The organism is Saccharopolyspora antiqui, assembly GCF_052246905.1.
Classification (GTDB): Bacteria; Actinomycetota; Actinomycetes; order Mycobacteriales; family Pseudonocardiaceae; genus Saccharopolyspora.
In genome coordinates, this window is the sequence record NZ_JBQQBO010000006.1 from 41,697 (window position 1) to 56,370 (window position 14,674).

Here is a 14,674-nt window from a genome sequence, read left to right on the forward strand (position 1 = left end):
GGTAGAGATTTTAGCGTCGGACGCATGGACGTCACCTTCACCGAAACCGAACTGGCCTATCTCCGCGGTCAGCACCTCGGTCGGCTCGCCACCGTCGACAGCGCGGGCGCCCCGCAGAACAACCCGGTTGGATTCTTCGTCGACGACGTCACCGGAGCGCTCGTCATCGCAGGCACCGCGATGGGAAAATCCCGCAAGTACCGGAATGTTCGGCACAACGCCCGGGTGAGTCTGGTGGTCGACGACCTTGCGTCCACCAACCCGTGGCGGGTCCGGGGAGTCGAGGTGCGCGGCACCGCAGAGGCCCAAGAGGACGTCGACCCACCGATGGACGGTTTGAGCCGTGAACTGATCCGGATCACGCCGCGGTGGATCGGCAGCTGGGGACTCCCCGGCCAGGAAGCGTTCAGCAGCAGGGGAAGCAGCGGCCCGATGCCCCGGCGCACCGCGCAAGACGCGGTGCGCCACCTGCTGGACGCCTACTTCCAGGGCTTCGACAAGCGGTTCTGCGAGCCTGCCTGGCTCGCATCGATCTTCTCCGACGAGGTGGCGGTGCGGTTCCCGGCTGGCCAGGCCGTGGGGCTCGACGACCTGGCCCAACTGTCGCAGCAGGTGCTCTCGCTGTGGGCCGCGACCCTGCACCAGACCTCGAACCACCAGGTGATCACCAAGCCCGGCGAAGCCGAGTTCACCGCCGCGCTCACCGCGACCCACGTCCACTGGCCCGATGACCCCGGAGCTCATCTGCGCATCGGCGCCCAGGTCTCCGGGACGGCCGTCGAGCTCCAGCGGGGATGGCGGATCAACAGCCTGGCGATCGACCTGGTGTGGCGCGAGGGAGATGGGCCCGCGAAGCGGGACGCGGATTAGCCGGAACCGGGCCGGATGTGGCGGCGGGGTTACGTGGGCGAACAGCGCGCGCAACGGGGTCCCCGACCTGGCCGGAGACCCCGCGCTCGCAAGGTGGATCAGCGTTGGCCGATCTCACCGCCGTCCTTGCGCCAGATCGCCACGACCGACGGACGCGGCTGCGAGTTCCCGCCGTCGGGCCAGTGCGACAACGGGTTGTCGGCACTCGCACCGTCGAGCTCACCCGGGTGCTGCACGGACACCGTCACGACCTTGTCCCGGATGACCGGGCCGCAGGTCTCCCCGCCGTGGGGCACCGACAGGAACTGCTTGACCCAACCGCGCTGCGGACCGTCCACCGGCACCGCGAACAGGCCGTCGTTGCTGCCCAACGTGTTGCCGTCGGTGGAGATCCACAGGTTGCCGTGCCGGTCGAACGCCACGTTGTCCGGGCACGAGATCGGGCTGACCTGCGACTTGTCGAATCCGCCGAAGTAGGTGCTCGGGTCGTTCGGGTCGCCGCACACCAGCAGCAGGTTCCAGGAGAACTTGGTGCCGGTCGTGTCGTCGTCGACCTCCAGCACGTGGCCGTCCTTGTTGCCGATCCGCGGGTTCGCCTCGTCCGAGGGGGCGTTGCCCGCCGAGCCGCGGTTGGTGTTGTTGGTCAGCGCGCAGTAGACGCGACCGTTGACCGGGTTCGGCTGGATGTCCTCCGGGCGGTCCATCTTGGTCGCCCCGACCTGGTCGGCCGCCAGGCGGGTGAAGATGTAGACCTCTTCGGCGGTGAACCCGGGCACGAACGACTTCTTGCCGCTGGCCAGCGGAATCCACTCACCGGTGCCGTCGAACGCGCCGTCGGTGGGCAGCTTGCCGGTGCCGTCGATCTCACCGGCCGGGCTGTTGCCGGTGAACTTCGCGACGTACAGCGTGCCGTCGTCGAGCAGCGTCATGTTCTGCCGCCGGGCGAAGGCGCTGTCGCCCTTCTTCATCTTGCCGTTGGAGACGAACTTGTAAATGTAGTCGAAGCGCTCGTCGTCGCCGGAGTAGGCCACCACCCGGCCGTCCTTGGCGACCTGGATGGCCGCGCCTTCGTGCTTGAACCGGCCGAGCCCGGTGTGCTTGACCGGCGTGGACTGCGGGTCGTGCGGGTCGATCTCGACGATCCAGCCGAAGCGGTTCGCCTCGTTGGGCTCCTGGGCGAGGTCCCAACGCTTGTCGAACTTCTCCCACAGGCGGGTGCTGGCGGCGCCGGTGAATCCGTAGCGGGCCAGACGCGTCTTGGTCGCCGGGTCGGTGACCGAGTCGGTGTTGGCGAAGTACTGGTTGAAGTTCTCCTCGCCGGAGAGGATCGTGCCCCACGGCGTCAGGCTGCCCGCGCAGTTGTTCTGCGTGCCGATGACCAATGTGGCGCTCTGGTCGGCCGAGGTCTTGAGGTAGTCGCTACCCGCGGCTGGACCGCGCAGCTCGAACGGCGTGTTCAGCGTGATGCGGCGGTTGTACTTGCTCGGCTGCGGCTTGAGGCCGCCGCCCTGCCGCTTGACGAACACCACCGAAAGGCCGTGCGCGGCCCAGGCGATGCGCACCTGCTCCTCGGTCGGGTTGCTCTCGTCGTAACCGGCGAACATCTGCGTCTCGGTGGTGTATTCGTGGTTCACCACAAGCAGGTTCTCGTTGCCGCCTCGGTCCAACGCGATGAGTTCGGCGAAGTCGTTGTTGTAGCCGAACTGCTTTTCCTGCGCCGCCGCGGTCTGGTTGTTGAAGTCGAACTCGGGAGCACCGGGCATAACCGGGTCACCCCAGCGGATCACGATGCCCTGCTCGTAGCCCTCGGCGGTGACGACCGCGTCCTCGGTGTTCGGGGCGACCGGGGCGAAGTCGGTGCCCGGGACGCTGCCCCGGCCCGGTCGGGCCTGCGGCGCGGTCGGCGCCGGGCTGGCCGTCGCGGTGCCCGTGAGGGCGGCTGCGCCGCCGACGGTCAGGGCGAGCACGCCACTGGCCTTCAGCGCGCCGCGTCGGCTGAGCACGCTTTCGACGATGTCGCCGAAATAGGCGTTCTCCGAGGTGTTGGGGGCCTCGTGCGCGCACGCGCTACCGCAGCGGTACTTGCAGGTCACCGAGGACCGGTTGGCGGAATGGTGGGACAGAAGGGGGAGCGGGATGACCCGCCCGCTGTCCGATCGGGAAGACAAGCGGACCTCCAGATGCTCGTCGGGAACACCCGGACGTTAGGGCGATCAGGCGATAGTTCCTGAACGCGGAGGTGAACAAAGGTCAAACACATGACGCAGAGTTGCCGAAACCGCCTCTGGACAACCGAAATTGACGAACGCCAAGTAGTTGACCGACTACGAAACCGCTTGAAGTGCCGTTGTTTGTGATCTCGGTTTTGGCGCGGCAGCCGCTCAACCCGCCAAAGCAACTGGCATGCCGCGGGTTCTCAGACCCTGTCCTCGAACTCGTCCTGCGTTGGAGGAGCCCGGCGATTTCGCGCGAAATCGCCGTTCCCACCCGAGGCGGTCGGCCCAATGCAGGCACTCAAGATCCCGCCCACTGAGAGGTCTTCAGCAGTACGGCGGTTGGTTGGTGAGCGCGGTGGCTACCGTCATCCAGACGCGGAACTGCCGGTAGACATCCGGCAGCGGGCCGCTGATCTCGACGGTGCGATCATCGCGGGCGGTGACGCCGGGAAGGTCCAGCAGCGTGGCGGCCACGGCGGCGGACTGCCAGCGCACGGCGAGCGTTGTCGGGCCCGTCGCGGGAAGTCCGGTCGGGAGTGCTCCGCTCAGGGTTGCGTTGACCGCCGCTTCGATGGCGTCGCGAGCTTCGGCGACCGGCCGCAGCTCCGCCGCGAAGCGGCCGCGCGCGTACTTCACCGGCACGGTCTGCACGGCCGAGTCCCAGGCGGTCATCTCCGCGCATGCGGTGTCGTCGCCGGAAAGCAGCACCACCGGAACACCCAGTGCGGCGGCGGTGGCCTGGGTGAGCCCGATCTCGCCGACGGGGCGGTCATCGAGCCAGAGGTCTTCGATCTCGTGGCCCATGAAGCTGTGGCTGAGCACGCCCGAAGTCCCAGCGCGGGAGTGGTAGCCGATGCAGATCGCCGCGTCGTAGGTGTCGTCGAGTCCTTCGAGCATGCCCATGCTCTTGGGCTTGCCGCGGATCAACCGGGCCACGGGGTGCAGCAGGTCGGAACGCAGGTTTCGCATCGGACCGTGCGCGTCGTTGACGGTGATCCCGGTGGCACCGGCGGCGAGCGCGCCGCGAATCGCCGCGTTGACGTCTTCGGCCATCATCAGCCTGCCGTGTTCGTAATCCCGCCCGTCAGGTTGGACGTCGTGGGAGTCGACGAGACCGGTGATGCCTTCCATGTCAACGCTGAAGTAGACCCGCATGTGCACGCTCCGGAGTTGGCTGGTCGATGCGCGATGCAGATCGTTTCACGGTCGATGGCCCCGGCGGCAACGGTCGGCGCCGGGGGCCGGAAAAATCGGTTTCGGCCGATAGGTGGCAGTTGTTAGCTTGGTCGGCATGGCTGATTGTTTCGCTGCTGCCGCGCTCGCTCGGTTGCGTTCCGCCTAGGCGGCGCCGGGTTTGATGCCGCGTCGCCTTCCGCGTCCGGGCTCTCGAATTCCCCGACGCGCGGTTCGTCATGCGGTGATTGCACGCTGACCTGCGCTCGCGAGGCCCGGTTCCGACTGGTTCGCGAACGCAGGAGCACTCACCATGGCTACTCGCCGTCCGTCGGCGCGCGATCGTGCGCGCCGTGAACTCGGCCAGAACTTTCTGATCGACCGCGGCGCCGCCCGCCGCCTGGTCGACTTGCTCGATCCGTCCCCGGTGCCGATCGTCGAACTCGGCGCCGGGCGCGGGGCCATCACTCGCGAACTCGTCCACACCGGACGGTCGATCACGGCGGTGGAAATCGACCGGTGCTGGGCGGCCGAACTCCGCGACAGCTGTCCCCAGGTTCGCGTGATCCGGTGCGACATGCTCGAATTCCGGTTTCCCGCCGCGCCGCACGCGGTGGTGGGCAACCTGCCGTTCGGCATCACGACGGCGATGACCCGTCGGTTGCTGGACGCGCCGGGATGGTCCCAGGCCGTGCTGCTGGTGCAGTGGGATGTCGCCCGGAAACGCGCTGGTGGCGGCACGATGCTGAACGCCCAGTGGGCGCCGTGGTACGAGTTCCGGCTCGGCGGCCGGGTTTCCGCCCGATCGTTTCGTCCGGTGCCAGCCGTCGACGGTGGCGTGCTGGAAGTGCGGCGTCGCCCGCAGCCGCTGGTGCCCGCCGACGAGCTGCCGCGCTACCAGCGGTTCGTCGAGGCCGTTTTCACCGGCCGTGGTCGGGATTTGGCCGAGATCGTGCGAAACCTGACCGGCCGCCGCGTGCCGAACCTCCCCGCGCTGCCGAAGAACCTCGCCGCCGAAGCCTGGGCCCACCTCTACGCCGAAACCACCTGACACCCACCCGACGCGGTCGTGAGCGCGAAACCGGGCCGGAGCGAACCGACCTTTGTTTCCCCAGGTGCGTTCGGTGTGGTGTTCGTAGCTGCGTTGGCGCGGTGGGCAAGCTTCGGTGCCAGAGCGGCGATGGTGAGGCTGCCGTTGATGAGTCGGTCAGCGGCTTCGCGGACGAGGTGAAATCGCTTGGTGCCTCTTGGTGGACAACCGCGTCTGCGATCGGCGTCTTGGTGGATGACGCTGCAACGGTGGTGCCGGTGCCTTCGCGCAGTCGGGCGAAGGCACCGGCACCGGGGAATTCAGCGCCAGACGGCGATGACGGATGGGCGGGGTTGGGAGGTTCCGCCATCCGGCCAGTGGGAGATCGGGTTGTCCGCGTCGGCCCCGTCGACCTCGCCGGGATGTTGGGCGGAGACCAGGACCAGGTTGTCTTCGATGATCGGCCCGCAGGCCTCGGCGCCTCGCGGGACGCTGAGGAACTGCATCACGTGACCGCGCTCCGGGCCTTCCAGGGGCAGCGCGTAGAGGCCGTCGTTGGCGCCCAGGGCTTCTGCCGAGTCCGTGCTGATCCACAGGTTGCCGTGCCGGTCGAACGCCACGTTGTCGGGGCAGGTGATCGGGCTGACCTGCGATTTGTCGAATCCGGCGAAGTAGGTGCTCGGGTCGTTCGGGTCGCCGCAGACCAGCAGCAGGCGCCAGCTGAACCGGGTGCCCGTCGGGTCGTCGTCGAGTTCCAGGACCTGGCCGTGCTTGTTGCTGTTGCGCGGGTTCACCTCGTCCGCGGCGGCCTTGCCGTCCGGGCCGCGGTCGGAGTTGTTCGTCAGGGCGCAGTAGACGCGGCCGGTGATCGGGTGGGGCTGGATGTCCTCCGGGCGGTCCATCTTGGTCGCCGCGACCTGGTCGGCCGCGAGGCGGGTGAAGATGTAGACTTCTTCGGCGCTCATCCCGGGCACGAAGCTGGTGTCGTTGTGCGCCAACGGGAGCCACTCGCCGACACCGTCGAATTCGCCGTCCGAGGGCAGCTTGCCGGAACCGTCGAACTCGCTGGCCGGGCTGTCGCCGGTGAACCGGGCGACGTAGAGCGTGCCGGAGTCCAGCAGCGACATGTTGTGCCGCCGGGCGTGCCTGCTGCTGCCGGGCTTCATCTTCTCGTCGGAGACGAACCGGTAGATGTATTCGAACTTCTCGTCATCGCCCAGGTAGGCCACCACCCGGCCGTCGTCGGCGACCCGGATGTTGGCGCCTTCGTGCTTGAAGCGGCCGAGCGCGGTGTGCTTCACCGGTGTTGATGTCGGGTCGTACGGGTCGAGTTCGATGATCCAGCCGAAGCGGTTCGGCTCGTTGACCTGCTGGCTGAGGTCCCAGCGGGAGTCGAAGCGCTCCCACTTCCGTTCGCTGGCGCTGCCCGCGATCCCGTAGCGGGCCAGCCGCTGCTGGGTGGTCGGGTCGGTGACCTGGTCGGCGCCCGCGAAGTAGAAGTGGATGTTCTCCTCGCCGGAGAGGATGGTGCCCCACGGGGTCACCCCGCCCGAACAGTTGTTCATGGTGCCGAAGGCCCGCGTGCCGGTGGGATCCGCCGGAGTTTTCAGCAGATCGCTGCCGGCCGCTGGACCGCGCAGCTCGAAGGGGGTGTTCAGCGTGATCCGCCGGTTCAGCGGGTCGAGCACCGCTTTCGGTGCGCCGTGGTGGGTTTCGAGCACCACGACCGACAGCCCGTGCGCCGCCCATGCCACCCGGACCTGCTGCTCGGTGGGGTTTTCCGGGTCGTAGCCGCGGAACAGGAACTCCTCGGTGGTGTACTCGTGGTTGTTGACCATCAGCCGCCGGTCGTCGGTCAGCGGCAGCAGCGCGCAGAAGTCGTTGTTGTAGCCGAACTGCCCTTCCTGGGCTTCCGGTGTCTGGTTGTCGAAGTCGAATTCCGGGGCGCCGGGCAGGATCGGGTCGCCCCAGCGCAGCACGATCTGCTGCTGGTAGCCCTCCGGCACGACCACGGCGTCCGCGCTGTTCGGCTGCACCGGGGTGAAATCGAGGCCCGGTGGCCGACCGGGCGCGGCGGATGCGGGCCGACCGGCGATCGCCGGTAGCACGGCGGCGGAGGCCGCGACCACGGCACCGGCGCGCAGCAATCCGCGTCGGTTCAGCACGTTTTGCAGCAGGTCGCCGAAATACGGGTTCGCCGTGGGGTTCGGCGGATGCTCGGCGCACTGGTCGCCGCAGCGGTAGCGGCAGGTCACTCGTGCCCGACCGGTCGAAAACAGCGGCAGGAGTCGACGTTCGCCCAGCTGTGCCACCGCAACCTCCCAAGCTGATCTAGAAACGGCTTGGAGCGTATGACACCACCAACGGGTGGCAAACGCTCTTCGAAAATTCGGCGAATTCTCGAAGACCGCTTGCACAACCGAACATGCTGAGCCGGAGCTCCAACTCCGACGTTCGATCGCGCCCGAGAACGGCGAAACCGCAGGCACCGCCCGATGAGGGCGAGGTGAAGGGCACCTTCTACCAAGTAAGTTGGCGAAAGGTGCCCATCACTGCTCACCCGAACGTTGGGTCACCCGAACGTTGGGGCGGTGGTTAGAACTCTTCGCCGATCAGGGCGGCTTCGGTTGGGACTTCGTGCTTGTTGGACTTGGTGCGCAGGTCGGTGATCAGCAGGCCTGCGGCGATCACGCACAGCACCGCACCGGCGGCGAACGGGGCGTACGGCGAGCCGAACCAATCGGCGACGTGCCCGACCAGGGTGGCCGCAGCCGCCCCGCCCAGCCAGCGGCAGAAGTTGTAGCCCGCGCTGGCCACCGGCCGCGGCGCGTTGCTGACGCTCATCGCGGAGCCGGTGAACAGGGTGTTGAGCAGGCCGGAGGCCAGCCCGCTGAGGATCACCCCCACGATCACCACCGGCTTGGAGCCGACCGCCATGATTCCCAGCAGCACGGCGTAGATCAGCACCGCGATCATGGTCCCGCCGACCTCGCCGAAGCGGGCGGCGAGCCGCGGGGCGAGGGTGACACCGGCGACGGCGACGCACAGTCCCCAGCCGAAGAACACCAGTCCGACCGCGATGGCACCGAATTCGAGGACGAACGGCGACCAGGCGAGCACGATGAAGAACGCGGCGGTGTAGAAGGCGGAGCCGAGCGAGGTGCGCAATAGGCCGCCGTGGCCGAGCGCGCGGATCGGGTCGAGCAGCCGGATCTTGGGTCGTTCGCTGCGATCGCTGTCCTTGGGCAGGAAACCCGCCGAGAGGATCAGCGCGATCGCCATCAGCGCCGCGGTGCCCGCGAACGGTCCGCGCCAGGAGATGTTGCCCAGCAGGGCACCCAGCAGCGGCCCGGTGGACAGCCCGATGCCCAAGGCCGCCTCGTAGAGCAGGATGGCGGCCTGCTGACCGCCGCTGGCGGCACCGACGATCACCGACAACGCGGTGGCGATGAAGAAGGCGTTGCCCAGGCCCCACACCGCCCGCAGGGCGACGAGTTGGCCGATCGAACCGGCGGCCGCGCACGCCACGGTCGCCAGCACGATCAGCACCAGACCGGTGACCACGGTGCGCTTCGCACCGAAGCGAGCGCTGAACGCGCCGGTCACCAGCATCGCCACGACCTGCACGCCCAGGTAGGACGAGAACAGCAGGGTGACTTGCTCGGGCCCGGCGCGCAGCGCCTCCGCGATCGACAACAGGATCGGGTCGACCAGGCCGATGCCCATGAAGGCGATCACTGCGGCGAACGCGGTGATCCACACCGCCTTCGGTTGTCCCTTGAAAACGTCGAGTAACCGAACGTCGTGCCCGGCGCTCATCGGCCGCCACCCCTTGCTGACTGGGAACTGTTCGTTTGCAAGGCTAACAAGTTTCTGTTAGCAGACCAAACGGACATGAGTCAGCTCACGAGTGCCAGGCTCCGACCAGCAAAAACGATGATCTCCGGAAAAGCGGCTCACGAATTCAAGGCCGCTTGAGCGGCTGTTGCGATGGTTTCCTCCGGGTGGTGTTCGGCGAGGACCGCGAGCACTTCGCCCGCGCTGCGGTGCTCGGTCGTCGCGATCTCCTGGATCAGGGCGAGCTGGTCCGCCGCCTGCTGGCGGCTGAACTCGGTCAGGAACAGGTCGACGTCCTCGTCCAGCGCCGCGGCCATGCCGTCCAACGAGAACAGCAGCTCATCGCCTGGCCGAGTCACGTTCTCGGTGTTCGTCGGCCTGGACTGCAACCACATCCGCGCCGCCGGGCCAGCGGTCGGGTCCTCGATCAGCTGGCCCACCGCCGAGACGCCTTCCGCGCCGGTGTGCTCCAGCAGGCCCAGCGCCGCCAGGCGGATCGTCGGGTCGTCGACGCGCCGCAGCAGCGCCGCCAGTTCCGCGCTGGCCTGCGGTGCGCCCAACCGGTCGATCCACCGCGCGATCAACACCTGCTGCACGTCCGCTGGGGTGTCGGCGGCGACCAGCGCCAACAACTCGGCCGGGCAGGACGCCAGATCGTCCACAGTGGGCACCTGGAAGCCGAAGGCGCGCAACGATCCTCGCGCTGCCCACAGGCCCGCTGGCATCAGCTCCACCATCGTGCGATCTGCGGTGATCCCCTCCGGCACGTCCGCTTCCAGCACCGCGACCTCTTCCGGCGCGGTGGTGACGTGGCAGCGGACCGCCTGCATCGCCTCCCACTGGGCGAGCATCCGCCGCACGATGCCGCGCACCGCCTCCCGCTCGGCCGGCTCGCCCTGCCCGAGGAGATCGCAGGCGGTCGTGACGATCAGTTCCAGCGGCACCGCGTCGGTTCGCGAGTACAGCAGGCTCAACGCCGACTGCACGATCTCCGGCAGTGCGTCCTCGCCATCGGCCAGGATGTCGAACTGCTCCTGGAAGACGTCGTCCACCAGCACGAATCGCTGCCAGAGCCGGGTCCACAGCAGTTCCGGTTCGGCCAGCAGCGATTCCGCGATCAGGGTTGGCGCCAGCAGATCTCCGGCCGACCGCAGCAGGCCCACCCGCTCGGCCCACTCCAGCAGCAGGTCGGCCTCTTGCGCATCGCTGCCCAGGGCCGCCACGAGCTTGTCCACATCGGAGGGGTCCTGGCCGTCGCCGACCCAGTCCAGCACTGTGCGCATCCGATGCACGATCGGCGAGTTCGCCGCCAACGCCCGGTGGGGTTCGGTCCCGTCGAGGTCGATGGGCGGCAGCCAGAGCGTCGGCTGCGGCGCGGTGTCCAGCGAGTCGCGGCGCTCGATCTCGTCGACGACGTCGCCGTCGAAGTCGATCTCGCCCGAGTCCACCGAGTCGAAGAACTCGATCACGGCCTGCGGATCGTCGACGTCCACGACGAGTTCGCGCATCGTCGTGTCCCAGAACTTCTCCAGGCTCCACTCGGTGGGCTCGGCCATCGCGGCCAGGTAGTTCGGCACGGCCCGCTCGACCGCGTCGTGCAGCTCCGACTCCGGATTCGGCGAGATCAGCAGGCCCTCCTCGGCGAGGAAACCGAGCCACTGGTGCAGGAACTCCGGAACCACCGACCACTGCTGCACCACCAGGCGACGTGGCACCACTTCGACCAGGAACCTCGCCAAGTCCTCTTCGGTCCAACAGGCCAGCAAGCCATCTCGGCTGAACTTGTCGTCCAACAGGTACTCCACCAGCCAACCGGCGCCCAGTTCCGGTCGGCTGCGGTCGAACCGGTCGATCAACTCGGTGCGCGCGGCTTCGAATCGGTCCACTTCGCCGTGGATGAAAACAGTGCGCATGACGCGCTCCTTTCGCTCAGGTGTTTGGGGATCGGCTAGAGGGTAGGGAGTTCCCGGTCGGTTTCCGGTTGTGGAGCCGGATTCCGCACGCGTGTCGGGACCCCCGAATGGGTGAAACCCCAGTCACATCGGTACGGCCATCGGTACATGTCCCGCTTCGGTCGCCAGAGACCTTGGTCCATGCTTTCGCCACGTCCGGAGGTTTAGGACGTGGCGCTGCGACAAGCGGCGCAATCAGTGCTTCCGCCTGGGAGACCCGGCGGTCGAACAGCGACACCGTCGCCTCGACTGCGGCCCACCCGGCCGGGGTGGCCATGGGTCGACCTCCGGATCTTTCAGCGGATCCCGCAACAGGGGAGGAGGTAACCCAGCGACCGGACAGCAGCCATTTGCCCCAGCTGCCTGTTGTTCGGCCCTCCCATCAGCGGGGCGGGTGCCACCCGTCCGACAAGGCGGCGCAGGAGCCGCCGCACCCGCCTCGCTGGCCTCCTGTTCCCCGGTGCGCTCTTCGTGACTTGAAAAAGGTCGCGTCCGGAAGAGCACGTCGGAATTCCCAGACCATTTCCCCCGATCCTTCGAAGGCTCGCGATCACTTGACATGAACAGCAACTCCGAATACCGCTCCTACGGTTGGTGGATCGAGCAAGATCCGAAGACCGACCGGACCACTCTGATCATCGGCGGCAGGGTCAGCGCGCTGCGCATTCCCGCCAAACTGGCCGCTCGCGTGCAGCACGTGCTGGTAATCCACCTGCAGGCCGGACCGGCGCTGGTCGACGGCGACGACTGGGTGCTGCTCACCCAGCCCGACGGTCGGGTTGACCTGCCGGACGAGCTCGCGGACGTCACCGCCGTGCCGACCGGGAGTCGGCTGGCGCTGCCCCCGCTGGACGACCCGCGCTGGATCAGCCCGCCGCAGGCGCACCGCCCGGTCCCGTCCTGGCAGGTCGTCGTTTCAGCCGCTCGCCGCGCCCGAGCCGAAATCCTCCACCCGACCGCCTGACCATCCGCTCTCGAACGCGTGCTGGTTGGCAGGGCTGGGCGATTTCGCGCGAAACCGTCGCCCGCTCCGCACGGGAAACGCCGATTTCGCGCGAAATCGCCACGATCTTCAAGGCGCAAACGCTCGGGCAACGCCCGAGAACAAGGACGGCGCCGGGAGCTTCGCGGCTGGCAGTTGATGTCCCCGGCTGGCTGTTCCAGGAGTTGCCCGTGCGCGGCTGGCTGCGGGAACTTCTGATCAACAACGGCAGAAGTACCTGCTAGGGCTGTTCGGCTATCCAGACGGCGATTTGGGCGCGGGAGGTGACGCCGAGCTTGGCGAGGATGTGCTCGATGTGGCTGTCCGAAGTGCGCTTGGAGATCACCAGCTGCTCCGCGATCTGCCGGTTCGACAGGCCCTGCGCCACCAGTCGCGCCACCTCCTGCTCGCGAGGGGTGAGCCGCACCGGGGCGTCCGCCGGTTGCGCCGGTCGGCTTTCGCCAAGGGTGAACCGGATCAGCTCCTCCACGGTGTCGTCGATGCCCTGCCGCCGCGCGGCGCGAAGTTCCGGCGTCGGCAAGGTGTTTCGGATCCGCGCCTCGGTCTCCGCGTGCCAGGTGAAATAGCGCTCGATGCCGAACAGGTAGCTGCCCAGCGGCTTCCACAGGTGGGCGACGGCCGAGCTCAGCCGGGCGGCCCGGTCCGCGCGATGCTGCGCTGCCGCCACCCACGACTCCACTTCGATCGTCATCAGAATCCCGGTGAGGTCGCTGAACAGGTGCTTGATCCGCAGGCTTTCGTGCAGGTGCGCCACCGCGGCCGGGAGGTCGCCCTGCCGCCAGCGCGCCAGGCCGAGCACCATTTCGGCCCACGACCGACCCCACTGCTCGCCGTGCTCCTCGCAGATCTCCTGGCACTGCTCGCACAGCTCGACGGCCCGCTGGTAGTCGCCCTGGAAGGCCGTCACCAAGGCCAGTTTCGGCAGGCTCAGCAGCGCGAATCCGTCGTGCCGCAGCATTTCCTGCCGTTCCAGCGCCTCGGTGAACCAGGCCGCAGCCCGCGCGGGCTCGTTGCGCAGCATCGCGATGGTCCCGGCGAGGTGCGCGACCGACGCCAGCACCGAATGGGCCCGGACCTGGGCGGCCACCTCCCGCGCCTCGGTCAGCAACTCGCTCGCCGTATCGGTTTCGCCTTGAAAACCGCTGATCAGGCTGTTGACCGCCAGTGCGCGCGCCCGCTGCTCGCCCGCTCCAGTCGACACCTGGAGCGCTTCGTCCAGCCAGTAGCGGCCCTCGCGCAGCAGCCCGCAAGCCACCCAGTAGAACCGCAGCGCGGCCGCCATGCGCAGGCCCTCGTGCCCTTCGCCGGGTTCGGTGCGGCAGAAGTCCAGGGCGGCCCGCAGGTTCGCGCGGTCCTGCCGGAGCCGGGTCAGCCACTCCGCCTGGTTCGGGCCCAGCCATTCGGCGTCGACGTGTTCGGCGAGCAGCAGGAAGTGATCGCGGTGCCGTCGCCGCAGCACCAGCTCCTTCGCGCCGCCGCCCAGCCGCTCCCGCCCGTACTCCTGGATCGTCTTCAACAGCCGGTAGCGGGTCGGCGTGTCGTGGTGGTCCTCCTTGGTCAGCACGGACTTCTCCACCAGGCCCGCGACCCCCACGAACACGTCCTCGGTGCTCACGCCGTCACCGACGCAGACCGCCTCGGCGGCGTCCAGTTCGAAACCGCCCGCGAACACCGACAGCCGCGCCCACAGCGCCCGCTCGGTCGGCGAGCACAGGTTGAAGCTCCATTCGATCGCCGCGCGCAGCGAGCGGTGGTGCGGCACGGCGTTTCGATCGCCCGAGGTCAGCAGGCGGTACCGGTCGGTGAGCCGGTCCAGGATCTCCTCCACCGAAAGCGACCGCATCCACACCGCGGCCAGCTCGATGGCCAGCGGCAGCCCGTCGAGCTGCTGGCACAACCGCACCACCAGGGCCTCGTTGTCCGGGCCGACGGTGAATCCCGGCAGGACCGCGGAGGCGCGGTCGGCGAACAACTCCAGCGCCTCGTAGCCGGTGGCCCGCTGCACCACGCGGCCGGTGCGGTCCAGCCGGGGCATGAGCATCGGCGGCACCGGCCACACCTGCTCGCCCGCGATGGCCAGCGGTGCCCGCGAGGTGACCAGGACGCGCACTTCGGGTGCGGCTGCCAGCAGCCCGCCGACCAGCGATCCGCACTCATCGAGCAGGTGCTCGCAGCCGTCGAGCACGATCAGCATCCGCTTGTCGGCCAGCTGCTCGGCGAGCAGGTCCTCCGGCGACAGGGCCGGTCGGTCGCGCACCCGCAGGGTGGTCAGCAGCACGCGGGTGAGCTGGTCCCGCGCGGGGATCTTGGCCAGCTCCACCAGCCAGATGCCGTCCGGGAAGGCGCGGCGGAGATCACGGGCGACGCGCGTGGCCAGGCGCGACTTGCCGACCCCCGCGACACCGGTCAAGGTCACCAGCCGGGATGCCGACAGCAGTCGTTTGACCTGTGTGATCGCTCCGCGGCGGCCAACGAAACTCGTCAGGTCGTCGGGGAGTCTGCCCACCCGCCGGGGTGCCATTACGACCACCCGCACTCACCGAACACCTTGTCGCCACGAGTGTAGGCCCGGATTCGTCATCGGCGAGCGGCC

The 14,674-nt window shown here is 68.4% G+C and carries 9 protein-coding genes; 3 read left to right on the forward strand and 6 right to left on the reverse strand.

Translation table 11 applies throughout. The annotated features are described in order from the left end of the window. Window positions 1-24 precede the first annotated feature (24 nt). Window positions 25-870: a PPOX class F420-dependent oxidoreductase gene (locus tag ACTWQN_RS12275; RefSeq protein ID WP_443203542.1), complete on the forward strand. Its 846-nt coding sequence runs from the start codon at window positions 25-27 to the stop codon at window positions 868-870. Window positions 871-968: 98 nt separating this feature from the next. On the opposite strand, the gene ACTWQN_RS12280 is transcribed toward ACTWQN_RS12275, so the two are convergent. Together ACTWQN_RS12280 and ACTWQN_RS12285 are read right to left on the reverse strand one after the other, a co-directional pair. Beyond that, entirely contained in the window at window positions 969-2,963 is a 1,995-nt protein-coding gene (locus ACTWQN_RS12280) for a PhoX family protein (RefSeq protein ID WP_443203543.1), read from the reverse strand. Between the two features lie 447 nt (window positions 2,964-3,410). Next, the gene (locus ACTWQN_RS12285; RefSeq protein WP_443203544.1) at window positions 3,411-4,241 is read right to left on the reverse strand and encodes a M55 family metallopeptidase; all 831 of its coding nucleotides are present in this window, start codon (window positions 4,239-4,241) and stop codon (window positions 3,411-3,413) included. Between the two features lie 331 nt (window positions 4,242-4,572). Between ACTWQN_RS12285 and erm the strand changes: the two genes are divergently transcribed. Next, on the forward strand, window positions 4,573-5,310 hold the full coding sequence (gene erm / locus ACTWQN_RS12290; protein ID WP_443203545.1) for a 23S ribosomal RNA methyltransferase Erm: 738 nt from the start codon (window positions 4,573-4,575) through the stop codon (window positions 5,308-5,310). A gap of 299 nt (window positions 5,311-5,609) precedes the next feature. Here the strand turns inward: erm and ACTWQN_RS12295 are convergent, their stop codons facing one another. The 3 genes from ACTWQN_RS12295 to ACTWQN_RS12305 form a co-directional block, all read right to left on the reverse strand. Beyond that, window positions 5,610-7,601: a PhoX family protein gene (locus ACTWQN_RS12295; RefSeq protein WP_443203546.1), complete on the reverse strand. Its 1,992-nt coding sequence runs from the start codon at window positions 7,599-7,601 to the stop codon at window positions 5,610-5,612. Window positions 7,602-7,884: 283 nt separating this feature from the next. After that, the gene (locus ACTWQN_RS12300) at window positions 7,885-9,108 is read right to left on the reverse strand and encodes an MFS transporter (protein WP_443203547.1); all 1,224 of its coding nucleotides are present in this window, start codon (window positions 9,106-9,108) and stop codon (window positions 7,885-7,887) included. A 137-nt stretch (window positions 9,109-9,245) separates the two neighbouring features. Next, window positions 9,246-11,039 carry a HEAT repeat domain-containing protein gene (locus ACTWQN_RS12305; protein ID WP_443203548.1) on the reverse strand — a complete coding sequence of 598 codons (1,794 nt, stop codon included), beginning with the start codon at window positions 11,037-11,039 and terminating at the stop codon, window positions 9,246-9,248. 598 nt (window positions 11,040-11,637) lie between these two features. Here ACTWQN_RS12305 and ACTWQN_RS12310 point away from each other — a divergent pair. Then, entirely contained in the window at window positions 11,638-12,042 is a 405-nt protein-coding gene (locus ACTWQN_RS12310) for a hypothetical protein (RefSeq protein ID WP_443203549.1), read from the forward strand. 259 nt (window positions 12,043-12,301) lie between these two features. Here the strand turns inward: ACTWQN_RS12310 and ACTWQN_RS12315 are convergent, their stop codons facing one another. Beyond that, window positions 12,302-14,617, reverse strand: coding sequence for a LuxR C-terminal-related transcriptional regulator (locus ACTWQN_RS12315; RefSeq protein WP_443203550.1), 2,316 nt, complete (start codon window positions 14,615-14,617; stop codon window positions 12,302-12,304). Window positions 14,618-14,674: the final 57 nt, after the last annotated feature.